This is a genomic window from Streptomyces vinaceus (assembly GCF_008704935.1).
Taxonomy (GTDB): Bacteria; Actinomycetota; Actinomycetes; order Streptomycetales; family Streptomycetaceae; genus Streptomyces; species Streptomyces vinaceus.
Genome location: NZ_CP023692.1, coordinates 2,819,896 through 2,846,767, shown reverse-complemented (window position 1 = coordinate 2,846,767; position 26,872 = coordinate 2,819,896). Strand labels below are relative to the sequence as shown.

The window sequence follows — 26,872 nt, the reverse complement described above, 5'->3', positions numbered from 1 at the left end:
CCATGGCGGTCCTCCACGTCCCCCTGGCGGGGCTGTCCGTACGCGGAAAGAAGGCGGGGAAGGCGGGGGAGTCGGGGGAGCCCTCCCCGGCACTCCAGTCCCCGGCTCTCCAGCCCCCGGCTCTCCAGCCCCCGGCACTTCAGTCCCCGGCTCTCCAGTCCCATGCGCTCCGGGCGCTGTGCCGCCGGGTGTTCGCGTTCCGGATGGTGATGATCGGCCTGGGCGCGCCGCTGGCGCTGGCCGGCACGGCGGACGGCGGGCCGAAGTACCTCGTCGGCTGCGCGGTCCTGCTCACCTTCATGCTCTCGTACGTGCTCTTCCGCGACTGGGAGCGCTTCGGGCCGCTGCTGCTGCGCCACCGCTGGCTGCTGGCCCCGGACCTGGGGTGCTGCGGGCTGCTGCTGGTCACGGCGAGGCCGCAGTCCCCGCTCGGCTTCGCCGTGCTCTGCACTCCGCTGCTGGCCGGGCTGGTCCACGGGTGGCGCGGCTCGGCGGTGTACGCGGCGACGGCGGCGGTGGCCGTGGCCGCCCTCGCCGGCGGCCCGACGCTGCCCGCGCTGTGCCTGCTGGCGGGCGCGGCCGGCGCCTCGCTGCGGGACCTCCTCTTCCGCTTCGGCGCGGCCGGCCAGGCCCTGACGGAGGCGCGGGCCCGGCTCGCGGTGGCCGAGGCGGTACGCGCCGAACGTGACCACCTGGCCCGCGAGATGCACGACTCGGTGGCGAAGACCCTGCACGGCCTGGCCCTGGCGGCGGACGCCCTGGCCCGCACCTCGGACCCGGCGACCGTGCGCCGCCAGGCGTTCTTCCTCTCGGGCGCGGCCCGCGCGGCGGCGGCGCAGTCGCGGGACCTGCTGACGGAGCTGCGGGGGGAGGGCGCGGGGCTCTCCCTGCCGGCCGCACTGCGCCGCCTGGCCGGCGCGGACGCGGAGCTGCGGGTGCGGGGCGCTCTTCCGGAGGTTCCCGCCGGGACCGCCCACCACATCCTGTCGATCACCTCGGAGGCCCTGGAGAACGCCCGGCGCCACGCGGGAGCCTCCCGGGTGACGGTCACGGCGCGGGCGAGCGGACGGGAGCTCACCCTGACGGTCGAGGACGACGGACGCGGCCTCCCGCCGGACGCCCGGCACGTCCCGGGCCGCTACGGCCTGCTCGGCATGGAGGAACGCGCGGAGGCGATCGGCGCCCGGCTGACGGTCGCGGCCCGACGGCCCGGCCCCGGGACGACGGTGGCCTTGTACCTCCCGCTCCCGGAGGCCACGGGGGAGGGGGGCCCGTGACCGCGCTCCGCGTCCTGATCGCGGACGACAACCCGGTCGTACGGGCGGGCCTGGCGTCGCTCCTGGAGACGGCCCAGGACATGGAGGTGGTGGCCCAGGCCGCGGACGGCCGCGAGGCCCTGAGCCTGACCCGCAGCCACGCCCCGGACGTGATCCTGCTGGACGTGCGCATGCCGGGCGTCGACGGCATCTCGGCGCTGCCGCACCTCGTACAGCTGGCGCCCGTACTGATGCTGACGTACAGCCAGGAGGCGGAGGTGGTCCGGGAAGCGCTCCTGCTGGGCGCGGGCGGCTACCTGGTCCACGGGGAGTTCACGCCGGAAGACCTGGTCCGGGCGGTCCGGGACGTCCGCGAGGGCCGTGCCCACTTCACGACGACGGCGGCGAGCGCACTCCTCGCGGAACTCCGCGCCTCTTCGCAACCGCAACGAAATGTGACACGCTCTCCTGAGCGGCTGCACAACTCGGTTCTCTTCGGCCTGAGTTCGAGGGAGGTTGAGATCATGGATCTGATCGCGTCCGGGATGAGCAACCAGCAGATCGCCGCCACCTGCTTCATCAGCGAGAAGACGGTGAAGAACCACATCAACCGCATCTTCGCGAAGCTCCAGAGCACGAGCCGCAGCGGGGCGATAGCCCGCTGGCTGGGAACCGCCCGTCCAGGAGTGGGCGGCCATGGGTAGACGGAGTGCGCAGTGGGTCCGTAATTGGGCCCCGGGACCCTTGGTTAACACCGGTGACTCCCCGTACGGTCCGCAAACCAACAGCGCCACCGGCCCGGGAGGAAACCCCCATGTTGCAGAACACCCTGGCGAGGATGCGGAAGCGGTACGCCACCAAGCCCACCCAGGACCGAGGCCAGACGGCCTTCGAGTACCTGGGCATCATCCTGGTGGTCGTAGTGATCATCGGCGCGATCGTGGGCACGGGCATCGGCCAGGCCATCACCAACCGGATCGCCGCAGCGGTCACCGCGGTCACCGCGGGGCGGTGATCTCGGCGAAGTTCGACGAACGAGGACAGGCATTCCCCCTCTACATCGTGCTGGTGGCGGGGATGCTTTTCGCCGCGTTCGCCTTCTTCGTCTTCGGGCAGGCGGCACTCACGCGCAGCAACGCGCAAGGTGCCGCCGACGCGGCCGCCCTCGCAGCCGCGCGGGACGCCCGAGACCACCTGGTCCCGGGCGTGGACTTCGCGAAGTTCGAACCCGAGGACTGGGAGAGGATCCTTCGTGGGGAACTGCTGGACTCGACCGGTTCCTGCGCGGAAGCGAGCAGCTTCGCAGCCAAGAACGACGCGTCGGCGACCTGCACTCCACGGGCTCGCGGGTTCGCGGTCGAGGCGACGACCAACGGGACGGTCGGGAAGTCCGTCGTTCCGGGTACCGGCAGCGTGCATGGACGGGCGAAGGCAACCGCGGCGATCGAGCCGCGCTGCACCCTGGACGCCGCTCCGGCGCCTGCCCCCACCCCGTCCCCGACGCCCACCCAGGGCCCGACTCCGGCGCTGCCGGTGACGTTCAAGTGCAAGGGCGGGAAAGACCTGGTGGTGGACCCTTCGAAGCCCGACCCCTGGCGCAAGATCGCCAGGACCCTGTTTGACGTGCGTTTGGTCGATTGACAGTGAATGAGAGAAGGAAGCGGCATAGATGAGCATTCGGCACTCGGCGAAGTTCCGCGGGGGAGCGGCCGCCGTGTCTGTGGCGGTTCTGGCGATCACGATGGCCGGATGCGGAGGGGGTGACGACAGCAAGCCCAAGGCGGCCCAGAGCCCGTCGTCGAACTCCCAGGGAGCCGCACCTCGGTCGCAGGAGCCGAGCGGCAGCCCCGCGCCCACGCCGACCGAAGTGCTCGCCACCGTCAACGGTGAGAACGGCATGACCCTCACCATCAACTCGGCGGTGCGTGACGCGGGCGGCTTCCTCACGGTCAGCGGCCAGTTGAAGAACACGGGAAGCCAGGCCTTCGCCAGTACCGCGGCGTGGCGGGGCAACGAACTCAACAGCAGCGGAGCCTCGGTCGCGGGTGTCACATTGGTCGACAAGGCGGGCAAGAAGCGGTACTACGTGCTGCGTGACACCGACGGCAGATGTCTGTGCACGACCGGGCTGACCGTCATCGATGCCGGCCAGACGGTGCCCTTCTTTGCACAGTTCCCGGTGCCTCCGAACAACACCACTCAGGTGGACTTCAACCTCCCCACCTTCGCCACGGCCACCATCAAAATCTCCGGGTGACCCCATGAATAAACGCCACCGCGTCTCCGCAGCGACAGCCGTCGCCGGCCTCGTCATCGCCGGTGCCCATGTGCTGGGTGCGACCAGCGCCTACGCCGACGACGCGAAGCCGTCCGCACCCCCCGGCACGGAACCCTCCGCTGCCGCACCGGTGCCCATCGATTCCAACGCGCCCGGCCTGAAGATCCCCCAGGGCGGGACCCTGGCTCCGGTCAAGGTGCTGGACATCGCCGAGGTCGTCGAGGACCTCGGGGGTGAGCAGCGGCGGCAGGAGACCAACCAGACCGTCATGATGGCCCTGCAGTCCGAGGTGCTCTTCCCCGAGAACAGTGCCGTCTTCAACGCCCAGGCCGCCGCCCGGATACAGGCCATCGCCAACGAGATCAACACGCAGAAGGCGACCCGCGTCCGGGTCTTCGGGTTCACCGACGACCAGGGCAGCTACGAGCACGGCAAGGAGCTCTCCAAGCAGCGCGCCGACGCCGTTCAGGCCGAGCTCGCCAAGACCGTCACCAGCCCCGGCGTCGTCTACGACGTCCGCGGCTACAGCGAGGACTACCCGATCGCCGACAACGGCACCGAGGAAGGCCGCAAGAAGAACCGCCGGGTCGAGATCACCTTCCCCCGCACCACCCCAGCCGGCGGCAGCTAACCCCGTCCGCCCCCCGCCCGCATCAGCGTCGCCGCCGCTGCCGCGGCGCGGCGGGCCGGGTCCGGGCCGGGGTCGAGGGCGGCGACCACGGTCGCGCCCTCGACCAGGATCAGCAGCTGGTCCGCCAGGTCGCCCCGCCCCGGCCCGGCGGCGTCCGCCAGCAGTTCCCGCAGCTCCGTCTTGTGGCGGCGTACGACGTCCAACACCGCGGCGGGGCCGGTGCCCAGCTCCCCGTACGCGTTCAGGAACGCGCAGCCCCGGAAGTCCGGCTCCGAGAACCACCGCGCCAGCCACTCGAAGACCGCCCCGACCGCCTCGACCGGATCGGCGGCCCCCGAAACCGCGCCGCGCAGGCTCGCCGTCCAGCGCCGGTCGCGGCGGTCGAGATAGGCCGTGACCAGGGCTTCCTTGGCCGGGAAGACCTTGTAGAGCCGCTTGAGCGGGACGCCGGACTCCGTGCGGATGCGGTCCATGCCGACGGCCTGGATGCCCTCGGCGTAGAACAGCGCCTCCGCCGCGTCCAGCAGCCGGGTCCGGGCCTCTTCGTCGTCCATGAAGGCAGCGTAGCCCAGGACCGCTTGCTTCGAGAACGGCCGTTCTCTATGGTCGAGAACGTTCGTTCTCCACCCCCTCGACCGAGGAGACCGCCATGCCCGACCCCGCCGCCGTACGCCCGCCCCTGCCGCCCTTCACCGAGGAATCCGCCCGCGCCAAGGTCCAGGCCGCCGAGGACGCCTGGAACAGCCGCGACCCCGAGCGCGTCGCCCTCGCGTACACCGAGAACTCGTTCTGGCGCAATCGCGACCGCTTCCTCAGCGGCCGCGAGGAGATCCGCGAGTTCCTCGCAGAGAAGTGGGAGCGCGAGCTCGACTACCGCCTCCGCAAGGAGCTGTGGGCGTACACCGGCAACCGCATCTCCGTACGCTTCGAGTACGAGTGGCACGACGCCTCCGGCCAGTGGTGGCGCAGCCACGGCAACGAGCAGTGGGAGTTCGACGGGGACGGACTGATGCGCCGCCGCGAGGCCAGCATCAACGACATCCCGATCACCGCGCAGGAGCGCCGACTCACCTGATCCGCCGCCGGGCGTGCCGCGTCCCGCACCGCCGTATGTGTCGGCGCGAGCACTCGCCACCTCCCCCGCGAGGAGGCCCGGCGCGGCGGCACGGGCTCGCGCTGCCTCGCCACGCGCCGCCCCGAGCTGCCGCGCAGCCCGACCGTGCATGAGCCCCCCGCTCATGGGCATCGTGGACGACGTGGGCGACGTGGGCGACGGGGACAGGTAACCGCGCCCCGCCCCGGCCCCCGACCGCCGGCCCCCTCCTCAGGACGCCTGGTGGGCCTGGGTGATCAGGTCCGTCGCGACCTCCAGGGCCGCCTGCCGGGTCTCCTCCGGGTCGCCCTCCACGTGCTGGAGGAACATCATCCCCGCGTGCAGCGTGAACAGCGCGCTCACGCACCGCACCTGGTCCGTCAGCGGCCCGTCCTCCGTGCGCAACAGCTCCACCAGGGTGAAGAGCCGCCGCTTCACCGTCTCGCCGATGCTCAGCTCCCGCATCGTCGCCTGGTTCTCCTGCATGAAGCGGTACAGCGGCGAGCCCGCCGCCATCGCCTCGCTGTAGCGGCGCAGCACCTCGCGCTTCGTCTCCAGCGTCCGCGGCTGCTGCTCCGCCCACTCGATCAGCTCGTCGATCGGCCTGGTCAGGTCCTCGAAGACGCTGATGATGATGTCTTCCTTGGTCTTGAAGTGGTAGTAAAGCGCCGCCTTCGTGACCTCCAGCCGCTCCGCGATCTCGCGCAGCGACGTCTTCTCGTACCCCTGCTCGGCGAAGAGCTCCAGTGCGATGTCCTGGATGCGCTGGCGCGTATTGCCGCGGCGCGCCTGCGGACTGCTGCTGGACATGGCTCTCCCCAAACTACTTACTTGACGCCCGGCTAGTGGCGGGTCTACCTTCCCCAGTGTAGTCAACTAGCCGGGCGGCAAGTAAGGGCCCGGAGCACGTGGGTAAACGGGGAGTGACATGGCTGAAAACATAAGTGCGGCGGAGATCTCCGAGGAGGTGAAGCCACGCAGCGTCCGTGTCGTCCTCATGGCTCTCATGATCGCAATGCTCCTCGCCATGCTCGACAACATGATCATCGGTACCGCGATGCCGACGATCGTCGGCGAGCTCGGCGGCCTGGAGCACCTCTCCTGGGTGGTCACCGCGTACACGCTGGCCACCGCCGCCTCGACCCCCATCTGGGGGAAGATCGGCGACATGTACGGGCGGAAGGGCTCCTTCCTCACCTCCATCGTGATCTTCCTGATCGGCTCCGCGCTCAGCGGCATGGCCCAGGACATGGCCCAGCTGATCGGCTTCCGCGCCGTCCAGGGCCTCGGCGCCGGCGGTCTGATGGTCGGCGTCATGGCGATCATCGGCGACCTGATCCCGCCGCGTGAGCGCGGCAAGTACCAGGGCATGATGGCCGGCGTGATGGCCCTCGCCATGATCGGCGGCCCGCTGGTCGGCGGCACCATCACCGACCACCTCGGCTGGCGCTGGTCCTTCTACATCAACCTGCCCCTCGGCGCCGTCGCCCTCGCGATGGTCACCGCGGTCCTGCACCTGCCGAAGAAGACCGGCGGGCAGCGCCCGAAGATCGACTACCTGGGTGCGGCCCTCCTCACCGTGGCCATCACCTCCACCGTGCTCGTCACGACCTGGGGCGGCACCGAGTACGCCTGGGGCTCCGGCCAGATCATCGGCCTGATCGTCGTCGGCATCGTGTCGATCGCCGCGTTCCTCTTCGCCGAGACCAAGGCCGCCGAGCCCGTCATGCCGCTGCACATCTTCCGCAGCCGCAACTTCACGCTCATGTCGGTCATCGGCTTCCTCGTCGGCTTCGCGATGTTCGGCGGCGTGCTCTACCTCCCGCTCTTCCAGCAGTCGGTCCAGGGCGCCTCCGCCACCAACTCGGGTCTGCTGCTCCTGCCGATGCTCCTCTCGATGATGGTCGTCTCGCTGATCGCGGGCCGGGTCACCACCAGCAGCGGCAAGTACAAGATCTTCCCGATCATCGGCGGCGCGCTCATGGTCGTGGGGCTCTTCCTGCTCGCGCAGATGGACACCGACACCACCCGACTGATGTCCGGCGTCTACATGGCCATCCTCGGCGCCGGCCTCGGCTTCCTGATGCAGATCACCATGCTGGTCGCGCAGAACAGCGTGGACATGAAGGACATGGGCGTCGCCTCCTCCTCGGCCACCCTCTTCCGTACGCTCGGCGGCTCGTTCGGCGTGGCCCTGATGGGCTCGCTGTTCACCAGCCAGGTCACCCAGACCATGACCGAGCGCCTCGGCCCGGGTGCCGCGACCGCCGCGGGCTCGGCCCAGCTCGACGCCGCCAGCCTTGCCAAGCTGAAGCCGGTCATCCGCGAGGCCTACCAGCACGCGGTCGCCGCCGGTACGCACTCGGCGTTCCTCCTCGGCGCGGGTGTCGCCGTACTGGGCTTCGTCGCGGCCTGGTTCGTCAAGGAGGTCCCGCTGCGGGGCGCGGGCCCGGCCAAGCCCGGCGACGAGGCCGACGGCAGCGCGGCCCAGTCCCCGGCGCAGTCGCTCGCCCACTGACGCACCGCACCAGTACCACGGGCCCGGCCCCGGCGGATCTTCCGCCGGGGCCGGGCTTTTTCGTGGGCTGAAGCAGTGGCCCACGGGGCGGGTGAGCGCGTGTGATGCGGGGGAGGTTGATCTGGTTCCGTCCCGTTTCCGATGGGGTCCAAATCGGGAGGATCAAGGACCAAGGTCCCGTTATTCGGATTTTATGGGGGAATTGGCGGGAACCCGTCTGCCTCACGGGTCGTCATGGAGAGGAGAGCGCACACGCGAACGGACCGGGAGGGGACAGTTCATGGGCTTCAAGGCGCGCGGGGACAAGCAGGGCGTCCGGGCCGGGGTGGCCGTGGTGGCGGCAGCCGCAGCGGTGGCGGGCACGGTGTGGGGCGCGGCGACCTTCGCCGGCCCGGGACAAGGGGCCGGGGCCGGACGGCAGCCCGCGCACGAGAACGCGTCACGCCGGACCCCCGACGGCGGGGCGAAGGGCGGCGATGCCCAAGGCGCGGGCGGCGCGCCGCAGTCGCGGATACCCGAGGACATAGCCCACGCCTCCGAGGGCGGAGGCGACGCCGTCAACATCACCATCGACGACGGCCCGGACCCCCAGTGGACCCCCAAGGTCCTCGCCGTGCTGAAGAAGCACGACGTCAAGGCGACCTTCTGCATGATCGGGCCGCAGGCCAAGGCCCACCCCGACCTGGTCAAGCGCGTCGTCGCCGCCGGCCACCGGCTCTGCGACCACACCACGGACCACGACACGGGCATGGGCAAGAAGCCCGTCGCGTACCAGGAGCGGCAGATCCTGGAGGCGAAGAAGATGATCGAGGACGCGGCGGGCGGCGGCGCCGAGGTGGAGTACTACCGCGCCCCCGGCGGCGCGTTCACCCCCGACAGCCGCCGCATCGCCGCCCAGAACGGCATGCGCCCGCTCGGCTGGAACGTCGACACCAAGGACTTCGGCAAGCCCGGCGCCGCCGCCATCGTCAAGGCCGTCAAGAGCGAGATCGGCAACGGCCCGACCGTCCTCTTCCATGACGGCGGCGGCAACCGCGCCCAGACCGTCGAGGCCCTCGACCAGGTGCTGGCCTGGCTGAAGGACCAGGGCCGCCCCACCGGATTCCCCGTCCGCACGGCCCCGGACGGCTCCTGACACGCCGTCCGGCGGCGAACGGGTGAAGGTCGCCGCCCCGCCGCCGCCCGCGGTGTTCCCTGGTCGCGCACACAGCCCACCCGTACGGCGGCCGCACGCCGGCCGCGCGACGGCCCGTACGACCGCCCAGGAGGCCCCCGTGATCGCGCCGAACGAGCTGACCGACCCCACCGTCCGCGCCTTCGTCACCGCCGTCAACGCCGGCGACCAGAAGGCCTTCTCCGCCGTCCTCGCCCCGGACGCCACCATGTCCGACGACGGCTCGGACCGCGACGTCGCCCAGTGGGCCGAGAAGGAGATCTGGTCCTCCAACGGGCACATGGACGTCGCGAGCGAGTCCGACGACGGCCTCGCCCTCGTCGTCGACTACCGCAACGACACCTGGGGCGAGATGCGCACCGCCTGGCGGTTCGTCACCGACGGCGGCCGCGTCACCCGCTTCGAGACCGCCCAGGCCTGAGCCGACGCGCCACCCGTACGTCCATCCCGTACGGGTGAAAGCGCGCCCGGCCTCGTTCCGGCCCCCGCTGGCCCCCGTTGGACCGGGCATGAAGCGCACCCGTACCGCAGCCATCGCCCTCGCCGCCGCCGCGGCGGCCCTCGCCCCCGCCCTCGGCCAGGCGGCCGCCACCGCCGCGGACGGCTCGTACCTCCAGGACCCGTCCGGCGGCGAGAAGGCGATGAAGTCGCAGTGGACCAAGGACGAGATGCACAAGGTGGAAGGGCAGTTCCGCTTCTACCCCGGAGTGCAGTACAAGACGGTCACCCGCCCCGGTCCGTCGGGCGCCCCCGACTACGAGCGGCGCGTCGCCGACCCCAAGACCCTCGCGTGGCAGCCGTCGTTCGACTTCGGCTGGGCGGTGTCGGACTCGACGCTGGTGAAGAAGGCCGTGACCACGAAGGACGGCAAGCACCCGATCGTCGTGCACGCCGTACTGCGCCGCGCCTCGGACCGCGCCAAGGCCGTCGAGGTGCACCAGGAGCTGGCGGACCGGCCGGCGACGGGGCGTGCCAAGGTCCCGGGCGGGAAGCGGGTCGCCTGCGACACCGGTGAGTACACGGTGGAGTGGTCGGTCACGCGCTCGGGCTACGGGACGCTCACGGGCACGCTGCGCTGGGACTCCAGCTGCGAGCAGTACCGGACGGCGTTCTCGACGGAGAACGGCAAGGTCTGACCCGGATACGGGGCATGCGGGGCCACGGGGGATGCGGGACCACGGGGATGCGGGACCACGGGGATGCGGGGCTACGGGGGAGAGGGCCGGCCGCCCCGCACACCTTGTGGGTGGTCGGCGGCGACTGGTCCGCGGCCTTGGATCAAGAGCCGTCGCAGTCATTCTGTCGCATGGGATGGGGTGCGGCAGGGTCGAAAGTCCTGTGTCGGAGCTGGAGTTCGGTGTTTCTTGCGGTCAGTGCTGCTTCTTGCTCGCCTCGTTCGCCGTGGCGGCGATCTCGTCCAGCACGGTCTTCGGGTCGCCGTTCGGTTCCACGGCGCGCCCGATGTTGCGCTTGATGGTGTCGCTGACCGTCACCCACGACGGGTCGTTCACCGGGTACAACTGCGCACCGCGCAGGGCGGTCAGGAAGAACTGGTCGTTGCTGTCGAGGCCGGCGCCGGAGGGGTTGCGGGAGGCCGAGACGGTCGAGGGCAGCAAGTGGTAGCGGTTCGCGAAGTCCGTCAGGTTCTTGTCCTGGTAGACGAAGTCCAGGAACTTGCCGATCTCCACGCGCTTGCCGTGCTGCTTGAACGCCATCATCCAGTCGGCGACGCCCACGGCCGGCGGGCTCTCCCCGGCACCGAGGTTGTCCGCGACCGGCATGGCCGCGGTGCGCACGTCGATGCCCTTGGCACGCGCCTCGTGCAGGAGCTGCGGGTAGCCGTTCAGCATGCCGACCTCGCCGCGGGTGAACGCGGCGAAGGCGTCGGCGCGGTTGAGCTGGGACGGCGGGACGGGCCCGGTCAGGCCGGGGCCGACCAGGTTGTCCTTGAGCCAGCGGAAGGTCAGGATGTTCTGGTCGGAGGCCAGGTTGTAGTTGCCGCTGCTGTCGGCGTAGCCGCCGCCGTTGCTCAGCTCCCAGATCATCGCCTCGGCGTGCGCCTCCTCGGGGCCCAGAGGGAGGGCGTACGGGTACTTGACGCCCTTCTCCTTGAGCGCCTTGGCGGCGGACTTCAGGTCGGACCAGGTCTTGGGCTCGCTCACGCCGGCCTGCTTGAAGAGGCCCTGGTTGTAGAAGAGGAGCCGGCTGCTCGCCACCCACGGCAGGCCGTAGAGGGTGTTGCCGACCGAGCCGGCCTCGGCCAGCGGCTGGAGGAAGTTGGCCTCGGCGGTGACCGAGAGGAGTTCGTCCGCGGAATAGAGCTTGTCCTGCGCCGCGAAGTCCGAGTACGAGCCCATGAGGGCCATGTCCGGCGCATTGCCGGACTTGACCATCCGGGAGACCTCGCGGTCGATGTCCGCCCAGGGCAGGAGCTGGACCTCGACCTTGATGCCGGGGTTCGTCTTGGTGAAATCCGCCGTCACCTTGTCCCAGAAGGCCTTGGAACTGGTGGCCTGGTTGTCCCCGTATTCCGCGGCGACCAGACGGAGCGTACCGCTGTCACCTGCACTGTTGCCTGAACCGCCGCATCCGGACAGTGGGATCAGCAGACCGAGCACGACCGCGGTCGCACTCGGGCCGAAAATTCTTCGTTGCACGGGTGTATTCCCCTGAATTTCTTTTGAGTCCCGTTACTACTTATGAGTTGCTCCGGGCTGGGGTGTCCGTCCGTGGCCCGTTGGCCGGAATTCTCTCCTGTGCGCGGGCGGTTGATTCCATTGGGGCGGAACTTGTGGTCAATGCTCCAAGTGCGGCTTTTCCGGCTGGTGTTTTCCGATATGTGATCAACAAATCGGACGCGCGTAGACATGCCGAATCGCCCGGTTCCGGCCCATTGGGGCGGTGGAACGGGTGGAGGGGCCGGATCAGGTCAGGGGCCGGCTGCGGCCGCGGCCCCGGTTCAGTCGGCGAAGTCGCCCGCGTACGGGTCGGGCTCGCCCGTCTCGGGGTTGCGGCCCTCCTGCCAGCGCCGCTGGGCCTTGCGCCAGTGCACGAAGCTGAGGTGCCCGCCGTCCCAGAAGGTGATGCTGACCGGGCTCACGTCGAACTCGTCGGAGCAGAGCCGGTACAGGAACTCCGCCATGCCGTACGGGTACACCGCGAAGGCGTCGGCGGTGTGCCGGCCGGCCACCAGGACCGGCCAGCGGTCCGGATCGGGGTCGGTCGTGAGCCAGCAGAGGATGTCGGAGCCGCCGGTGACCCCCCACGCGATGATCGACTCGGGGTCGACGCCGAAGGCGGCCCGGCCGCCCTCCGCCTCCCAGAGCTGGCGGGCGTTGGCGGTCTCCTCGGCCATCTCGGCCGGGTCCCACTGGAGGCCGGGCTTGGGCAGCGGGAGGAGGATGCTGGCCTCGCCGTTGATGGAGCCGGCGCCGAAGCGGCCCATGAAGGCGATGAAGTCGGCCGGGAACCGGGTGCGCCAAACGGCTTCGGCGGTCGGCCAGTCGATGTCCTCGTCGGCGCCGTGCGTCGCCGGCATGATCTGCTCCAGCGCCTTGATCCGCGCGTTCTCCGTCATGCCGCTCCCCTGAGACCCCAGCTCAACCGCCCCAACCTACCGCCGTCCCCGCCCACGGCCTAGCCGCTGCCGAGACGGGTCGGACCGGCCGGCCCCTCGACGGACAGCTGCGTCCCGACGCGCAGCCCCCAGGCGGCCATGGCGCCCGCCTCGGCCTCCAGGACGTGCCGGGAGCGCGGTCGGGGCAGCCCCAGGCGGTTCGGGGCCATGGTGGTCAGCGCGATGACGCGCAGGCGGCGGTCGAGGTACGCCACGTCGATCGCGAACCGCATCCGGAACGTGTGCACGCTCCCGGCCGGGGTCAGGAGCAGGGCGGCGCCGGGGATGCCGTCGCGGCCGAGGAGCCCCCGGGTGCGGGCCCGGTAGGTGTCCGCGATCTCCAGGGGTACCGCCGGCAGGTCCGGGCCGAGCCGGAGGAGGCCGTTGCTGGTGCTCATGGCGGCAGAGTAGGGGCGGTTGGGCCCCCGGGCCCATGCGGGCGGGGGACTGCGCGCCTACGGTCGGCGGATGGGTCTGCTCGTGATCACCGCCGCGGCGGTCGCCTACGGCGCGGCCGCGGGGCTGCTGCTGCCGCGGGCGGCGTACCGGCTGTCGGTCGACCCGGACGCCCGGTGGCGGGACCGCTGCCCCGAGGGCCACCCGATTCCCGGCTGGCTGGGCCCGCCGCACTGCCGCGGCGGCGGGGCCGCAACCCCAGCCCACCGGTACGGAACGGCCCCCGCGGGGACGGCCACCCTCGCCGGGGTGCTGTGCGGGGTGCTGGGGGCGGCCGTCGGGGGGCGGCCCGAAGCGGCGGTGTTCGTCGCCGCGGCGCCGGTCCTGCTCCTGCTGGCCCTCGTGGACCTCGCCGTACAGCGGCTGCCCGACGTGCTGACCCTGCCCCTGGCCGGGGCCCTCGCGCTCGGGCTCGGCGCGGCCGCGCTGCTACCCGGCGCCGCCGGCTCCTGGACCGGGGCGCTGACCGGCGGCGGCGCGCTCGCGGGGGCGTACCTCCTGCTGTTCCTCCTCAACCCCGCCGGCATGGGCTTCGGCGACGTCAAGCTCGCGCTCGCGCTCGGGGTCACTATTGGGTGGTACGGCTGGGGGGTATGGGCCGCCGGAGCCTTCCTCGGCTTCCTCTACGGCGCCCTGTACGGGCTCGCCCTTGTGCTGCGGGGCTCCGCGGGCCGCCGTACGGCGTTCCCGTTCGGCCCCTTCATGGCGGCCGGAGCCCTCACCGGAGTGCTGCTGGGTGGTTTCGGAGCGTAATCATCTTGCGCCGATGCACGCATCAGGCTTTACGAAGGGTTATGGTGGAACCCCCCCCTCGGGCCGGTCCGTATCCCCCCCACGGACCGGCCCGTTTTTTCTTTCCCCCACCCCACGCCGAAAAGCGCAGGTCAGCCGCGCTGGGCCCAGATGTTCGTGCCGGGGGTGGACACCGCGAAGGAGTCGATCTCCTTCAACTCCTCCTCGGAGAGCGGCGCACCGCCCAGCGCGGCCACGTTCTGCTCCAGCTGGGACACGCTCGAAGCGCCGATCAGCGCCGAGGTCATCCGCTCGTCCCGGAGCACCCAGTTCAGCGCCAGCTGCGCCAGCGACTGCCCGCGGCGCGCCGCGATCTCGTTCAGGCCGGCCAGGCGGCGGACCACGTCCTCGGACAGCAGGTCCGGGTTGAGGGACTTGCCCGCGGCGGCCCGGGAGTCCTCCGGGATGCCCTTCAGGTACTTGCCGGTCAGCAGCCCCTGGGCGAGCGGCGCGAAGGAGATGCACCCCATGCCGGCCTCCTCCAGGGTGTCCAGCAGCCCGTCCTCCTCCGTCCAGCGGTTGATCATGGAGTACGAGGGCTGGTGGATGAGCGGGCGGACGCCCATCTCGCGCAGGATCCGCGCGGCCTCGGCCGTCTGTGCGGCCGTGTACGAGGACACGCCCACGTACAGCGCCTTGCCCTGCTGGACCGCGGACGCGAGCGCGCCCATGGTCTCCTCCAGCGGGGTCTGCGGGTCGAAGCGGTGCGAGTAGAAGATGTCGACGTAGTCCACGCCCATCCGCTTGAGCGAGGCGTCGAGCGAGCTCATCAGGTACTTGCGGCTGCCCCACTCGCCGTAGGGGCCTTCGTGCATGAAGTAGCCGGCCTTGGTGGAGAGGATCAGCTGATCGCGGTAGGAGGCGAAGTCCTGCGCGAAGATCTTCCCGAAGTTGAGCTCGGCCGAGCCGGGGGGCGGGCCGTAGTTGTTCGCCAGGTCGAAGTGGGTGACCCCGAGGTCGAAGGCCCGGCGCAGGATCGCCCGCTGGGACTCCAGGGACTTGTCGTCGCCGAAGTTGTGCCAGAGGCCGAGGGAGATGGCGGGGAGCTTGAGGCCGCTGTGGCCGGTGCGCCGGTACTCCATGGAGTCGTAGCGCGAGGGCTCTGCCCGATAGGGATTGTTATCAGTCACGTTGTCCTCCCTATCACGGACTTGTGACAGACCGAGTTGGGTACCCGATCCCAACGCGCAGTAATGTGGCGGACTCGGGGGAGGGACCGCAATTCGCACGGGGGCATTGCACGGAGGGGCTGGAAGATCGTGAAGCTGCGCGACCTGGTGTACAGGCTCTACGCACGCCGGGTGGAAGGCCGCCTCGACCATGACGCGTCGCCCAAGCACATCGGCGTGATCCTGGACGGGAACAGGCGCTGGGCGAAGGCGTCCGGAGGTACGACGGAGCAGGGCCACCAGGCGGGGGCCGACAAGATCTCCGAGATGCTGGGCTGGTGCACCGAGACGGACGTCGAGGTCGTCACCCTGTGGATGCTGTCCACGGACAACCTGGACCGGCCGGAGGTCGAGCTCCGCCCGCTGCTCAACATCATCGAGAACACCGTCCGGGGGCTCGCCTCGGACGGCCGCTGGCGCGTCCACCACGTGGGCAACCTCGACATCCTCCCCGCGCAGACCCAGTCCGTGCTCAAGGAGGCCGAGCAGGCCACCCATGACGTGGACGGGATACTGGTCAACGTCGCGGTCGGCTACGGCGGCCGCCAGGAGATCGCCGACGCGGTCCGCTCGCTGCTGCTGGAGCACGCGGAGAAGGGCACCTCCTTCGAAGAGCTCGCCGAGATCCTCGACATCGACCACATCGCCGAGCACCTCTACACGCGCGGCCAGCCCGACCCGGACCTCGTGATCCGCACCAGCGGCGAGCAGCGGCTGTCCGGATTCATGCTGTGGCAGAGCGCCCACTCGGAGTACTACTTCTGCGAGGTCTTCTGGCCGGCCTTCCGCAAGGTCGACTTCCTCCGCGCCCTGCGCGATTACGCCGCCCGCCACCGGCGCTACGGAGCCTGACCGCCGGGCGGGCTGACGCCCCCTCGGCCCCGGCCGTCCCCCCGGCAAGGCCTTCACCTGGGATTCACCGAGCGTCCGTCATATGCCATGGCATGGCCGGGCCTGATCGGGGAATATCCCTTTCAGGTCGATGCCCGATCCACGGGTGTCGAGTCTCAGCGGGCGACATGGGGTCGTCCGCCCGGGAGGCCCTTTGCACCAGGACGCACGTGCGGTTCGCACGGACGAAGTGGGAGGGCCGGAAATCGGCCCCGCAGGGGTGCCGATGACCGGTCCGGTCTTCATGGCCCGACCTCTTCCGAGGGGGTACGTCCTTCCGTGGTGACCAGCACAAAGCGCCGCCTGCCCGACAGGCGGACCTACGTCCTCGACACCAGCGTCCTGCTGGCAGACCCCAACGCGATCACGCGTTTCGACGAGCACGAGGTCGTGCTCCCGATCGTGGTGATCACCGAGCTGGAGGCAAAGAGGCACCATCCCGAACTCGGCTACTTCGCCCGTCAGGCCCTGCGCCTGCTCGACGACTTCCGGGTTCGCTACGGTCGCCTCGACGCCCCCATCCCGTTGGGCGATCTCGGCGGCACCCTCCGTGTCGAGCTCAACCACTCCGACCCGGGCGTCCTGCCGGCCGGCTTCCGGTTGGGGGACAACGACTCGCGGATCCTCGCGGTCGCCCGCAACCTCCAGGCCGAGGGATACGACGTCACGGTCGTCTCGAAGGATCTCCCGCTGCGCATCAAGGCCTCCTCCGTGGGGCTGCTCGCCGAGGAGTACCGGGCGGAGCTCGCGATCACCGATGCCGGCTGGACCGGCATGAGCGAGCTCGCACTCTCCGGGGAGCAGGTCGACCTGCTCTACTCCGAGGAGCGGCTGTACGTACCGGAGGCCGCGGAACTGCCCGTGCACACCGGGCTGGTCATCCAGTCCGAGCGCGGCAAGGCCCTGGGCCGGGTCACTCCCGACGGGAACGTACGGCTCGTCAAGGGCGACCGCGAGGCCTTCGGACTGCACGGCCGCAGCGCCGAGCAGCGCATCGCCCTGGACCTCCTGCTCGACCCGGAGATCGGCATCATCTCCATGGGCGGCCGGGCCGGCACCGGAAAGTCGGCGCTGGCGCTGTGCGCGGGCCTGGAGGCGGTGCTGGAGCGCAGGCAGCACCAGAAGGTGATGGTCTTCCGGCCGCTGTACGCGGTGGGCGGCCAGGACCTCGGCTACCTGCCCGGGGACGCGTCCGAGAAGATGAGCCCCTGGGCGCAGGCGGTCTTCGACACCCTCTCGGCGGTGGCCGGGCGCGAGGTCATCGAGGAGGTGCTGAACCGGGGGATGCTGGAGGTCCTGCCGCTCACGCACATCCGCGGGCGCTCGCTGCACGACGCCTTCGTGATCGTGGACGAGGCGCAGTCGCTGGAGCGCAATGTCCTTCTGACCGTTCTGTCCCGGATCGGTGCGAATTCTCGGGTCGTTCTGACCCATGACGTCGCCCAGCGGGACAACCTGCGGGTCGGCCGGTACGACGGAGTGGTCGCCGTCGTTGAGAAGCTGAAGGGGCATCCGCTCTTCGCGCACGTCACGCTCAACCGCTCCGAGCGCTCCCCGATCGCCGCGCTGGTGACCGAGATGCTCGAATCGCTGTAACCGCGCACGGGGGCAAAAACCCCATAGCGGCAAGGTGAGTTGGCGCCGCCCGGCAAAGGCACGAGAGCCTAGCCGGGCGGCGTCGTGCTGCACAGCCCTTTGCGGAAACCAACGGCAACATGCCTGGTGTGACCTTTCACACGCAACGGAGAATTGCCTTGCGGTGTCGGGGTCCGGCAGAGTCTGTTTTCCGTCAGGCCCCGCATACGGCACTTGTGTATCTCCCGTTACTGCAACGGGCGGTACGTGCAGCACCACAACTCCAGAGTCGTTCGCCGTATGCCGCCCGAGTCTTCACGCGGCAGCCCCCGCAGGGGAGTTGCCCACGGGCCCGCGCTTCCAGTGATCACAGTTCCACGGAGGCCAGTGTCGAGGGGCACTATTGCGCCCGCCCGGTCACTGCGGACGCTGCTGGAAGGACACCGTGTGAGCCGGATCTCGGTCCGGGGATTCGCAGTGGCTTCGGCCACCGCAGTCACCACCGTTGGCGCAGTCGTGGGTGTTGCCACTGGCGACCCCGCCTCGAACGATCTCGAGACCACCGCGTCCGGGGCGACCCTCCTCACCGACATCCCGGTCGGCGAGCAGGCGCAGGTCCAGAGCGCGTCCCTGACGCAGCAGGCCGACGCCATCGCCCAGGGCGCGGACACCGACGCCAAGCGTGTCGCCGAGGAAGCCGCCCGCATCCAGGCCGCCGAGGACGCCAAGTCCAAGAAGGCCGAAGCGCAGAAGGCCGCCGACGAGAAGGCGAAGAAGGACCGCGAGGAGAAGGAGCAGATCGCCTCCCGCTCCGCGGCCCGCAGCGCCGGCGACTTCGCGGTCCAGAGCTCCTACACGGTCGCCCAGGTCAAGGAGATCGCCCGGCAGATCGTCCCGGCCGGTCAGTTCCAGTGCTTCTCGAACATCATCAACGAGGAGTCCACCTGGAACTACAAGGCCGTGAACTCGTCCTCGGGCGCGTACGGTCTGGTCCAGGCGCTCCCGGGCTCGAAGATGTCCTCGGTCGCCGACGACTGGCGGACCAACCCGGCCACCCAGATCCAGTGGGGCCTCAACTACATGAACGAGCGCTACCACAGCCCGTGCGCCGCCTGGAGCTTCCACCAGGCCAACGGCTGGTACTAGAGCCCGCCTCCGCTCAACTTCGAGGAGCCCCGCACCGTCCTACGGTGCGGGGCTCCTCGCGTGTACGGTCTTTCGAGGCGGGTACACGGGCGGGGGAAGGGAAACACATGGTGAAGAGGGCAGGCTGGCTCGGCCGGCTGGGGAACAGGCTGAGCCGTATGGAGGCGCGGCTCCAGGCGCGCCGTGCCGAGGTCGAGGCGGAGAGCATCGGCGCGGCCGCGGTCCCGGGCACGGCGGCTCCCGGCGCCGCCCCCGAGGGTGCGGGCACCGGCGCGCCGGACCCGGCACCCGGCACACCCGCCGACGAGCACGCCGGCCACCCGGCGCACACCCCGCACCCGCCCGCGCTGCGCGGGCGCCCCGACCCCGTGAGCGTGGTGCCGTGGGGCATGCGGGTCGCCGCCGAGGTCAGCTGGCGGCTCCTGCTGCTCGCCGGGATGCTCTGGGTCGTGATGAAGGTGATCAGCGAAGTCCGGCTGGTCGTCCTCGCCTTCGCGGCCGCCCTCCTCGTCACCGCACTGCTCCAGCCCTTCGTGGTCCGGCTGCGCCGCCTCGGGCTGCCGCGCGGGCTGGCCACGGCCGTGACCGCGATCCTCGGGTTCGTGGTCATCGGGCTGGTCGGCTGGTTCGTGGTGTGGCAGGTCATGGAGAACCTCGACGACCTGTCCAACCGGGTCCGCGAGGGCATCAACGAGCTCAAGACCTGGGCGCTGGACAGCCCGTTCCACGTGACCGAGAAGCAGATCAACGACATCGCGAAGAACCTCAGCGAGACGATCGGCACCAACACCGAGCAGATCACCTCCGCCGGCCTCCAGGGCGTGACGGTACTGGTCGAGGTGCTCACCGGCATGCTGCTCGCGATGTTCTCGACGCTGTTCCTGCTCTACGACGGCAAGCGCATCTGGACCTGGGTGCTCGGCCTGGTCCCCGCCGCCGCCCGCCCGGGCGTCGCGGGCGCCGGTCCGCGCGCCTGGCGCACGCTGACGGCATACGTGCGCGGAACGGTGCTCGTCGCACTGATCGACGCCATCTTCATCGGCCTCGGCATCTACTTCCTCAAGGTGCCGATGGCGGTGCCGCTGGCCGTCTTCATCTTCCTCTTCGCGTTCATCCCGCTCGTCGGAGCGGTGGTCTCCGGCGCCCTCGCGGTGGTCGTCGCCCTGGTCACCCAGGGGCCGTGGACCGCGCTGATGGTGCTGGCGGTCGTACTGGCCGTGCAGCAGATCGAGGGGCACGTGCTCCAGCCCTTCATCCTGGGCCGGGCGGTACGGGTGCACCCGCTCGCGGTGGTGCTGGCGGTGGCCGCGGGCGGGATGGTGGCGGGCATCGGCGGGGCGGTGGTGGCGGTCCCGCTGGTCGCCGTCACCAATACGGTGGTGGTCTACCTGAGGGCCTACTCGCGGGACCAGCTCCTGCACGGCGCCGCCGCCATCGGCCCGGGTCCGCACGGCTCGACGGCGGTCGAGCAGGCCGCCCGGGAGGCCGGGCGTGATCAGCGAGCCTGAGCTCGCGGGGGAGTGGGGCGGCGACGGGCCGGCCACGGCGGCCGAGGAGCCCGGCGCCCCGCGCGAGCGCGTACGGAGGCCCCGTACGGCCTGGTTATGGGCGCTCGGCGGGGCCGTGGCGGCCTCGGCCGTATGGGCCGGTGTCCTGGTGGCGCAGGATCGTTTCGGCGACCGCCCGCCGCGGATCGCGTACCGGCACGCCGAGGACCTGTGCAAGGTGAAGCTGACCGCGGTCTCCGCCTCCACCACGCGGCTCGCGGGGGACAACGCGCGCCACGAGGAGCACCCCGCGCTCGACTGGGCGTACTGCTCGTACGGCGCGCCCTACGTCGACGACCGCCTGTCGTACGAGGCCGAGGTGCTGGTCGAGCTGCACAAGAAGGCCGACCCCCGCTCGGAGTTCGGCGCCGGACCCACCGTCCTCGGCGGCAGAGGGGCCATGGCGAGTTCGGGCGGCGAGGTGGAGCAGGTGCCCGGGCTCGGCGAGCGGTCGCTGCTCACCCGCAGGGTCGGCGGCTCACGGCTCGAAGTGCTCGACGGGGGCGCCGCCTTCAGCCTCACCGTCCAGTGGTACGGAGGGCCCGACGTCCCGGAGCCGGACGAGGCCGCCGTCGAGGCGGCGATGATCGAGGACATGCGCACCCTCATGGCGGCCCTGCGCAAGTGAACGACAGGGCCCCCGCGGCCGGGAACGGCTGCGGGGGCCCTGGTGCGCGTACGCGGACCGCTACTCGGCGGCGAGGGCGGCCTCGGCGTCGAGGGTGACCGCGACGGCCTGGATCACCGAGGCGACCTTGAAGGCCTCCTGGATCGTCTCGCGGTCGACGCCGGCCTTGCGCAGGACCTGCTCGTGCGAGTCCAGGCACTGGCCGCAGCCGTTGATCGCGGAGACGGCGAGCGACCACAGCTCGAAGTCGACCTTCTCCACGCCCGGGTTGCCGATGACGTTCATCCGCAGGCCGGCCCGCAGCGTGCCGTACTCCGGGTCGGAGAGCAGGTGGCGGGTGCGGTAGAAGACGTTGTTCATCCCCATGATCGCGGCCGCGGACTTGGCGGCGGTGTACGCCTCCGGCGACAGGGCCGCCTTCGCCTCCGGCTCCAGCTCACGCAGGACGCGCGGGGAGCGGGCGGCGATCGCGCAGGACAGGACGGTGCCCCACAGCTGCTGCTGCGAGAGGGTGCCGTTGCTGTCGGCGTTGCCGATGACCGAGCCGAGGTTCAGCTTCAGGTCCTTGGCGAAGTCCGGTATGGCGGACTTGAGGGAGTCGAGGGACATCCGTCACTCACCGGCCAGCAGCGCGCCGGCGTCCAGGGTGCCCTCGCCCTTGTTCCAGTTGCAGGGGCACAGCTCGTCGGTCTGCAGGGCGTCGAGGACCCGCAGGACCTCCTTGGGGTTACGGCCCACGGAACCGGCGGTCACCATCGTGAACTGGATCTCGTTGTTCTGGTCGACGATGAACACGGCGCGCTGCGCGAAGCCGTCCTCGCCCTGCACGCCACAGGCCTGCATGAGCTCGTGCTTGGAGTCGGCCAGCATCGGGAAGGGCAGGTCACGCAGGTCGGCGTGGTCCTTGCGCCAGGCGTGGTGGACGAACTCGGAGTCGCCGGAGACGCCGAGGATCTGGGCGTCGCGGTCCTGGAACTCGTCGTTCAGCTTGCCGAAGGCGGCGATCTCGGTCGGGCAGACGAAGGTGAAGTCCTTCGGCCAGAAGAACACCACGCGCCACTTGCCCTCGTAGGTCTTGTGGTCGATCTGGGCGAACTCGCTGCCGGCTTCGAGCGAGACGCAAGCGGTCAGATCGTAGGTGGGGAACTTGTCACCGACAGTGAGCACGTGCTCTCCTTGCGAGAAGGGAAAGTGGTCCCTTTTGGGGCTTTCCCTGAGGGGTTGGACGTGTCTCACATGCTGGCACAAGCAGCATTGATCGCGGAAATCGCAAACGGTGGTCGCGCTGATCAGGCTTCCTTATCAATGCCCTCGTATGGACAGGAAGCGACGCAGGGTGATCGGTTCGGCGGCAGCTTTCAGCAGGACTCCGTCAGCGAGACGCCGGCACGAGACCCCGGGCTAGTCTGATGGCGGGTGATCGGAGGTACCTGTCAGTGGTCGTCGGCAACAGGGGAGCGAAGCAGGCGACGCTCGCGCAGCTGCGCGCGTTCGCCGCCGTCGCCGAACACCTGCACTTCCGGGACGCCGCCGCGGCCATCGGCATGAGCCAGCCCGCCCTCTCGGGCGCCGTCTCCGCGCTGGAGGAGGCCCTCGGCGTCCAGCTGCTGGAGCGCACCACCCGCAAGGTCCTGCTCTCCCCGGCGGGCGAGCGGATCGCGGCCCGGGCCAAGACGGTCCTCGACGCCATGGGCGGGCTGCTGGAGGAGGCCGAGGCCGTACGGGCCCCCTTCACCGGGATCCTGCGGCTGGGGGTGATCCCCACGGTGGCCCCGTACCTGCTGCCGACCGTGCTCGGGCTGTTCCACCGCCGCTACCCCCGGATGGACCTCCAGGTACACGAGGAGCAGACCTCCTCGCTGCTGGACGGACTGGCCGGCGGCCGGCTCGACCTGCTGCTGCTCGCGGTGCCGCTCGGAGTGCCCGGCGTCACCGAACTGCCCGTCTTCGACGAGGACTTCGTCCTCCTCGCCCCCAGGGAGCACCCGCTCGCCGGGCGCCGGGACATCCCGCGCGAGGAACTGCGGGGCCTGCGGCTGCTGCTGCTCGACGAGGGGCACTGCCTGCGCGACCAGGCCCTGGACATCTGCCGCGAGGCGGGCCGGCCCGACGGGGCGGCCGTCACCACCACCGCCGCCGGGCTGTCCACCCTCGTCCAGCTGGTCGCCGGCGGACTGGGCGTGACCCTGCTGCCGCGCACCGCGCTGCGGCTGGAGACCGCCCGCAACGAGTACCTGGCCACCGGGTACTTCGCCGAGCCGGCGCCCTCGCGGCGGATCGCGCTGGCCATGCGGACGGGCACGGCCCGCCAGGAGGAGTTCCGGGCCATCGCGGGCGCACTGCGCGAGGCCGTACGCCCGCTCCCGGTGTGGCCGGCCGAGTAGGCGGGCCCGGCGCTACTCCGTGCGCAGCCCGTCCGGGCGCATCAGCCGCAGCAGCGGCGGAAGGCTGAGCAGGGTCACCGCGACGGCCACTCCCGCGCCGACGCCGATCATCGAGGCGACCGAGATCCAGTCGACGCGCACGGGTACGGCGGCCATCCGCATCAGCACGGTGCCCAGGGTCAGCCCGACCACGGTGGCCAGGCCCAGGCCCAGGCCGATCGGGATGGCGGTCTGCCACAGCACCGACAGGCTGAGCGGGGAGCGCTTCGTACCGAAGGCGACCAGGGCGGCCAGCAGCTTCTTGCGCTCGCGCAGCTGCTCCAGCTGCGAGACCAGCAGACTCGCGCCGATCAGCAGGAGCACGCAGGCGGCCCCGACGAACAGGCCGGTGCGGATGGAGGCGAAGCGGTCGTCGGTGGAGGTCGGCTGAAGGGTCATGGGCACGGCCAGCGGCTCGGCCTTGTACGAGGCCGTCCGCACCCGTTCGATCGCGTCCGGTGCCTTCGGGTCGAGCTGGACGTAGATCTGCGTGGACTGGAAGTCGCCGAGGCCCTGGGGTGCGGCCGCGGGCGTGACCAGCAGACCGTCGCGCAGACTGCCGTTCGGGTCCTTGCGGGGGGCCACCGTCGGTGCGCCGGCGGGCACGGTCCACGGGACGGCCGCCGGGCCGTCGGTGTTGCCGTGGACGTTCCCGGCGAACAGCTTGTCACCGGCCTTGGCGGCGAGGCTGCCGTAGCGGTCGCGGTCGGCGGAGGCGGGCAGCACGAAGACGTCGCCGTCCTTGCAGGAGGGCAGGGTGCCCAGCTCGGCCAGGGCGGAGCAGGTTCCGATGGTGAGCGTGACGGAGGGGCCCTCGGCCTCCGGGGCCGGCGAGGCCGAGGTCGAGCGCAGCGGGAGGACCTTCGTGACCCCCTCGGTGGTGGCGATCTTCGCCGCCAGGGCCTCGGTCCGGGCGGGGTCGTTGCCGCGGGTCAGGATCGAGACCGAGGCCCGCTCCGGGTCCTGGCCCGTGCTCTCGGTGTAGAGGGCGGAGGTACCGGCGAAGAGCATCTGGAGGGCGATGGCGCCGGCCACCGCGACCGCGATGCCGTTGACCAGGCGCGCACCGGTGCCGCTCGCGACCTGGAGCCTGCGGACGGCCAGTTGCCAGGAGACCGGGCCGGTGCCGCCGAGCCGGCCGACGAAACGTTCCAGCACCCAGGGGAGCAGGGCGGTGACGCCGATCAGCAGCAGGACCACGCCCGCGGAGACCTGGTAGGTGTTGAACCGCCCGCCGTCGTTGCCGCGGCCCGCCATCGGGACCATCAGGCCGGCGCCGGCCAGCGGGAACAGCAGGCGCCACCAGATCCGGCGCCGGCGCGGGGTGGCCGTACGGACCACGCCCAGCGGCTCGATGACCACGCCGCGCAGCGCGAGCAGGGTCACGGCGACGGCCGCGGCGGGCACCGCGACGGCGACGAGGGCGGCGAGCCAGGGGGCCGGGTCCAGATCGGCGGGGAAGACGCTGCGCTGGTACAGGTCGACGGCCGGGGCGAGCTGCCGGGCGAGGAAGAAGAAGCCCGTACCGAGGACCAGGCCGATCAGCGATCCGGCGAGGGCCTCGCCCGCCGCGATCCGGCGCACCGTCCGGGCGTCGGCACCGACCAGGCGCAGGGCGGCGAGCCGGCGGTCGCGGCGGTCGCCGCCGAAGCGGACGGCGGCCGCGATGAAGACGGCGACCGGCATCAGCAGGGCGACGAAGACCAGCACCACGAGGAGCGCGAGGACCGGGTCGAGGGGCCGCTTCTCCTGCTCCGCTCCGAAACCGCCGACCCGGTGGACGTACGAGGCGGTGGCGGGGTCGGCCGCGTACCGCGAGAGCCGGTCGGTGCCCTCGTAGAAGTAGAGGTCGCCCGGGCCGACCAGGCCCGCCTCGCCGATGACCGAGACGATCCGCCCGTCGAGGCGTTCGCGCAGGAGCGTGCCCTCGGAGGTCTTCATCAGTGCGTCGAGCGCGGGGGAGACGGCCAGTTCGCCCGGACCCGGGTACTCCTTCAGGCCGGGCGGCAGCGGGGCCGAGGCCCCCTCGGGCTGCACGAGCAGGCCGTCGACCCCGTACGAGCGGTACGACTGGTCCGCGCCGGCGGTGAGCACGGTGCCCGGACCCGGCCGCTCGGCCTCGGGGACGAAGGTCACCGAGCGGGCCGCGCCGCGCCCGTCGCGGGCGGACAGGGCGCTCGGCACCGCGCTGGTGACCAGCAGCAGCGCGACGCCGAGGCCCACGCCCAGGCCGGTCAGCAGGGTGCGGGTCCAGCCCTCGCGGCCGCCGCCGAAGGCGAAGCGGGCGCCGAGGGCCAGATCGCGGGCCCAGACCCGGAGGACGCCCTGGTTCATACGGCGCGCTCCATGTCGCGGGACCTGCCGTCGCGCACGACGATCTCGCGGTCGGAGTACGCGGCCACGCGGGTCTCGTGCGTGACGAGGACGACGGCGGCGTTCGCGGACCGGGCGGCCTCGGTCAGCAGCTGCATGACGAGCTCGCCGTTGAGGGAGTCGAGGGCGCCCGTGGGCTCGTCCGCGAACAGGACCCGGGGGCCGGTGACGAGGGCGCGGGCGACGGCGACGCGCTGCCCCTGCCCGCCGGAGACCTCGCCGGGGCGCTTGCGCCCGAGCTCGGCGACCTCCAGACGGGCCATCCACTCCAGGGCGGTGCGCTCGGCCTGCTTGCGCTTCACACCGGTCAGCCGCAGCGGCAGGGCGACGTTCTCCACGCAGGTCAGCTCGGGGACGAGCTGGCCGAACTGGAACACGAAGCCGAACTCGCCGCGGCGCAGGGCGCTGCGCTCGGCGTCGTTCATGGCCGACAGCTCGCGGCCCGCGTACGTGATGGTGCCGGAGTCGGGCGGGACGATCCCGGCGAGGCAGTGCAGGAGCGTCGACTTGCCGGATCCGGAGGGGCCCATGACGGCGACGACCTCGCCGGGGTGGATGGAGAAGTCCGCGCCGTCGAGCGCGGCGGTGGACCCGTACGTCTTGCGCAGGCCGGTGGCGCAGAGCAGGGTGCCGGCCGGGGGCGTCGTGGTCATCGGCGTACCTCCCGGGCGAGCTGGTCGAGACGGGCAGCGGTCAGTTCCAGCCACCGCAGATCCGCTTCGAGGTGGAACAGGGCGTGGTCGCAGACCAGCTGGTCGGCGAGGTCGCCCTTGCGCTTGCGCTGGGTCAGGATGCGCATGAGCCGCAGGTGCTCGGCCCGCTGGGTGTCCAGCAGGTCGGCGGCGCCGCGGCCGGTGAGCAGGGCGAGGACGACCTTGGTGTAGAGGGTCGACTGGAGGTACGGCTCGGGCTTCTCGGGCTGGGCGAGCCAGTGGTCGACGTCGGTGATGCCGGCGTCGGTGATGGCGTACCGCTTGCGGTCGGGGCCGCCGCCGCTCTCTATCCCCTCGACCTCGACGAGGCCGTTCTTCAGGAGGCGGGACATGGTCGAGTAGACCTGCCCGTAGGCGAGCGGCCGGTCGTGGCCGAACTTCTCGTCGAAGGCGCGCTTGAGGTCGTAACCGTGGCGTGGACCGGCCTCAAGGAGGCCGAGGAGCGTGTGACCGATGGACATGCCGAGGACTATACAGCGGGTGTATACGCTCGATGTATACCCATGGTGTAGAGATGACTTTCGGCCTGCCCGAGCGGCCATTCGTAGGGACTTTCGTCCCGAGCGCCACGGTTCGGGGCCCGGCCCGGGGGC

The 26,872-nt window shown here is 71.1% G+C and carries 29 protein-coding genes; 18 read left to right on the top strand and 11 right to left on the bottom strand.

Annotated elements, in window-relative coordinates; genetic code table 11:
- Positions 1-2 precede the first annotated feature (2 nt).
- The 6 genes from CP980_RS12475 to CP980_RS12450 all read left to right on the top strand — a co-directional run bounded on the left by CP980_RS12475 (position 3) and on the right by CP980_RS12450 (position 4,165).
- Positions 3-1,277 carry a sensor histidine kinase gene (locus CP980_RS12475; RefSeq protein ID WP_150528179.1) on the top strand — a complete coding sequence of 425 codons (1,275 nt, stop codon included), beginning with the start codon at positions 3-5 and terminating at the stop codon, positions 1,275-1,277.
- Complete coding sequence (locus CP980_RS12470; protein WP_132756377.1) at positions 1,274-1,960, top strand: response regulator; 687 nt, start codon at positions 1,274-1,276, stop codon at positions 1,958-1,960. Before CP980_RS12475 ends, CP980_RS12470 begins: the two co-directional genes overlap by 4 nt.
- A gap of 110 nt (positions 1,961-2,070) precedes the next feature.
- Positions 2,071-2,271, top strand: coding sequence for a hypothetical protein (locus CP980_RS12465; protein ID WP_150528178.1), 201 nt, complete (start codon positions 2,071-2,073; stop codon positions 2,269-2,271).
- A complete protein-coding gene (locus tag CP980_RS12460; RefSeq protein WP_229906940.1) occupies positions 2,268-2,897 on the top strand; it encodes a pilus assembly protein TadG-related protein in 630 nt (209 codons plus the stop codon). The genes CP980_RS12465 and CP980_RS12460 overlap by 4 nt, the downstream gene beginning before the upstream one ends.
- Positions 2,898-2,925: 28 nt before the next feature.
- The gene (locus tag CP980_RS12455) at positions 2,926-3,513 is read left to right on the top strand and encodes a hypothetical protein (protein WP_150528177.1); all 588 of its coding nucleotides are present in this window, start codon (positions 2,926-2,928) and stop codon (positions 3,511-3,513) included.
- A gap of 4 nt (positions 3,514-3,517) precedes the next feature.
- Positions 3,518-4,165 (top strand): OmpA family protein, encoded by a 648-nt coding sequence (locus CP980_RS12450; RefSeq protein WP_132756385.1) that lies wholly within the window; start codon positions 3,518-3,520, stop codon positions 4,163-4,165.
- Here CP980_RS12450 and CP980_RS12445 read toward each other — a convergent pair.
- Complete coding sequence (locus tag CP980_RS12445) at positions 4,162-4,719, bottom strand: TetR/AcrR family transcriptional regulator (RefSeq protein ID WP_132756387.1); 558 nt, start codon at positions 4,717-4,719, stop codon at positions 4,162-4,164. The genes CP980_RS12450 and CP980_RS12445 overlap by 4 nt on opposite strands.
- Positions 4,720-4,814: 95 nt before the next feature.
- Between CP980_RS12445 and CP980_RS12440 the strand changes: the two genes are divergently transcribed.
- A complete protein-coding gene (locus CP980_RS12440; RefSeq protein ID WP_150528176.1) occupies positions 4,815-5,240 on the top strand; it encodes a nuclear transport factor 2 family protein in 426 nt (141 codons plus the stop codon).
- Between the two features lie 249 nt (positions 5,241-5,489).
- Here CP980_RS12440 and CP980_RS12435 read toward each other — a convergent pair whose 3' ends face one another.
- Positions 5,490-6,068, bottom strand: coding sequence for a TetR/AcrR family transcriptional regulator (locus CP980_RS12435; RefSeq protein ID WP_099889722.1), 579 nt, complete (start codon positions 6,066-6,068; stop codon positions 5,490-5,492).
- A gap of 118 nt (positions 6,069-6,186) precedes the next feature.
- Here CP980_RS12435 and CP980_RS12430 point away from each other — a divergent pair, with 118 nt between their 5' ends.
- From CP980_RS12430 to CP980_RS12415, 4 genes are all read left to right on the top strand, one after another.
- Positions 6,187-7,776, top strand: a complete 1,590-nt coding sequence (locus CP980_RS12430) for an MDR family MFS transporter (RefSeq protein ID WP_150528175.1) — start codon at positions 6,187-6,189, stop codon at positions 7,774-7,776.
- A 280-nt stretch (positions 7,777-8,056) separates the two neighbouring features.
- Positions 8,057-8,911, top strand: coding sequence for a polysaccharide deacetylase family protein (locus CP980_RS12425; protein ID WP_150528174.1), 855 nt, complete (start codon positions 8,057-8,059; stop codon positions 8,909-8,911).
- A gap of 139 nt (positions 8,912-9,050) precedes the next feature.
- The gene (locus tag CP980_RS12420) at positions 9,051-9,371 is read left to right on the top strand and encodes a nuclear transport factor 2 family protein (RefSeq protein WP_150528173.1); all 321 of its coding nucleotides are present in this window, start codon (positions 9,051-9,053) and stop codon (positions 9,369-9,371) included.
- A gap of 88 nt (positions 9,372-9,459) precedes the next feature.
- Positions 9,460-10,086, top strand: a complete 627-nt coding sequence (locus CP980_RS12415; protein ID WP_150528172.1) for a hypothetical protein — start codon at positions 9,460-9,462, stop codon at positions 10,084-10,086.
- A 234-nt stretch (positions 10,087-10,320) separates the two neighbouring features.
- Here CP980_RS12415 and CP980_RS12410 read toward each other — a convergent pair whose 3' ends face one another.
- The 3 genes from CP980_RS12410 to CP980_RS12400 form a co-directional block, all read right to left on the bottom strand.
- Complete coding sequence (locus CP980_RS12410) at positions 10,321-11,607, bottom strand: ABC transporter substrate-binding protein (RefSeq protein ID WP_165937265.1); 1,287 nt, start codon at positions 11,605-11,607, stop codon at positions 10,321-10,323.
- Between the two features lie 302 nt (positions 11,608-11,909).
- A complete protein-coding gene (locus CP980_RS12405; RefSeq protein ID WP_132756399.1) occupies positions 11,910-12,527 on the bottom strand; it encodes an SMI1/KNR4 family protein in 618 nt (205 codons plus the stop codon).
- A 59-nt stretch (positions 12,528-12,586) separates the two neighbouring features.
- Positions 12,587-12,964 (bottom strand): DUF192 domain-containing protein, encoded by a 378-nt coding sequence (locus tag CP980_RS12400; RefSeq protein WP_099889716.1) that lies wholly within the window; start codon positions 12,962-12,964, stop codon positions 12,587-12,589.
- 70 nt (positions 12,965-13,034) lie between these two features.
- Between CP980_RS12400 and CP980_RS12395 the strand changes: the two genes are divergently transcribed.
- Positions 13,035-13,775 carry a prepilin peptidase gene (locus CP980_RS12395; RefSeq protein ID WP_150528171.1) on the top strand — a complete coding sequence of 247 codons (741 nt, stop codon included), beginning with the start codon at positions 13,035-13,037 and terminating at the stop codon, positions 13,773-13,775.
- A gap of 131 nt (positions 13,776-13,906) precedes the next feature.
- Here CP980_RS12395 and mgrA read toward each other — a convergent pair whose 3' ends face one another.
- On the bottom strand, positions 13,907-14,944 hold the full coding sequence (gene mgrA, locus CP980_RS12390) for an L-glyceraldehyde 3-phosphate reductase (protein WP_132756403.1): 1,038 nt from the start codon (positions 14,942-14,944) through the stop codon (positions 13,907-13,909).
- A 129-nt stretch (positions 14,945-15,073) separates the two neighbouring features.
- On the opposite strand from mgrA, the gene CP980_RS12385 reads away from it, so the two are divergent.
- From CP980_RS12385 to CP980_RS12365, 5 genes are all read left to right on the top strand, one after another.
- Positions 15,074-15,835, top strand: a complete 762-nt coding sequence (locus CP980_RS12385; protein ID WP_099889713.1) for an isoprenyl transferase — start codon at positions 15,074-15,076, stop codon at positions 15,833-15,835.
- Between the two features lie 318 nt (positions 15,836-16,153).
- Complete coding sequence (phoH2, locus tag CP980_RS12380; protein WP_030159550.1) at positions 16,154-17,470, top strand: RNA 5'-3' helicase PhoH2; 1,317 nt, start codon at positions 16,154-16,156, stop codon at positions 17,468-17,470.
- A 426-nt stretch (positions 17,471-17,896) separates the two neighbouring features.
- Positions 17,897-18,595, top strand: coding sequence for an aggregation-promoting factor C-terminal-like domain-containing protein (locus CP980_RS12375; RefSeq protein ID WP_483028301.1), 699 nt, complete (start codon positions 17,897-17,899; stop codon positions 18,593-18,595).
- 107 nt (positions 18,596-18,702) lie between these two features.
- Positions 18,703-20,103 (top strand): AI-2E family transporter, encoded by a 1,401-nt coding sequence (locus CP980_RS12370; RefSeq protein WP_132756405.1) that lies wholly within the window; start codon positions 18,703-18,705, stop codon positions 20,101-20,103.
- Entirely contained in the window at positions 20,087-20,770 is a 684-nt protein-coding gene (locus CP980_RS12365) for a hypothetical protein (RefSeq protein WP_150528170.1), read from the top strand. Before CP980_RS12370 ends, CP980_RS12365 begins: the two co-directional genes overlap by 17 nt.
- A 60-nt stretch (positions 20,771-20,830) precedes the next feature.
- On the opposite strand, the gene CP980_RS12360 is transcribed toward CP980_RS12365, so the two are convergent.
- Both CP980_RS12360 and CP980_RS12355 read right to left on the bottom strand, forming a co-directional pair.
- On the bottom strand, positions 20,831-21,379 hold the full coding sequence (locus CP980_RS12360) for an alkyl hydroperoxide reductase (RefSeq protein WP_099889710.1): 549 nt from the start codon (positions 21,377-21,379) through the stop codon (positions 20,831-20,833).
- A gap of 3 nt (positions 21,380-21,382) precedes the next feature.
- The gene (locus CP980_RS12355) at positions 21,383-21,937 is read right to left on the bottom strand and encodes a peroxiredoxin (protein WP_132756409.1); all 555 of its coding nucleotides are present in this window, start codon (positions 21,935-21,937) and stop codon (positions 21,383-21,385) included.
- A 242-nt stretch (positions 21,938-22,179) separates the two neighbouring features.
- Between CP980_RS12355 and CP980_RS12350 the strand changes: the two genes are divergently transcribed.
- Positions 22,180-23,154, top strand: a complete 975-nt coding sequence (locus tag CP980_RS12350) for a hydrogen peroxide-inducible genes activator (RefSeq protein ID WP_099889709.1) — start codon at positions 22,180-22,182, stop codon at positions 23,152-23,154.
- A gap of 12 nt (positions 23,155-23,166) precedes the next feature.
- Here CP980_RS12350 and CP980_RS12345 read toward each other — a convergent pair whose 3' ends face one another.
- From CP980_RS12345 to CP980_RS12335, 3 genes are read right to left on the bottom strand one after another with little or no spacing between them, the layout of a single operon-like run.
- Entirely contained in the window at positions 23,167-25,527 is a 2,361-nt protein-coding gene (locus CP980_RS12345) for an ABC transporter permease (protein WP_150528169.1), read from the bottom strand.
- Positions 25,524-26,219, bottom strand: coding sequence for an ABC transporter ATP-binding protein (locus CP980_RS12340; RefSeq protein ID WP_132756413.1), 696 nt, complete (start codon positions 26,217-26,219; stop codon positions 25,524-25,526). Before CP980_RS12340 ends, CP980_RS12345 begins: the two co-directional genes overlap by 4 nt.
- On the bottom strand, positions 26,216-26,740 hold the full coding sequence (locus CP980_RS12335; RefSeq protein ID WP_150528168.1) for a PadR family transcriptional regulator: 525 nt from the start codon (positions 26,738-26,740) through the stop codon (positions 26,216-26,218). The genes CP980_RS12340 and CP980_RS12335 overlap by 4 nt, the downstream gene beginning before the upstream one ends.
- Positions 26,741-26,872 lie beyond the last annotated feature (132 nt).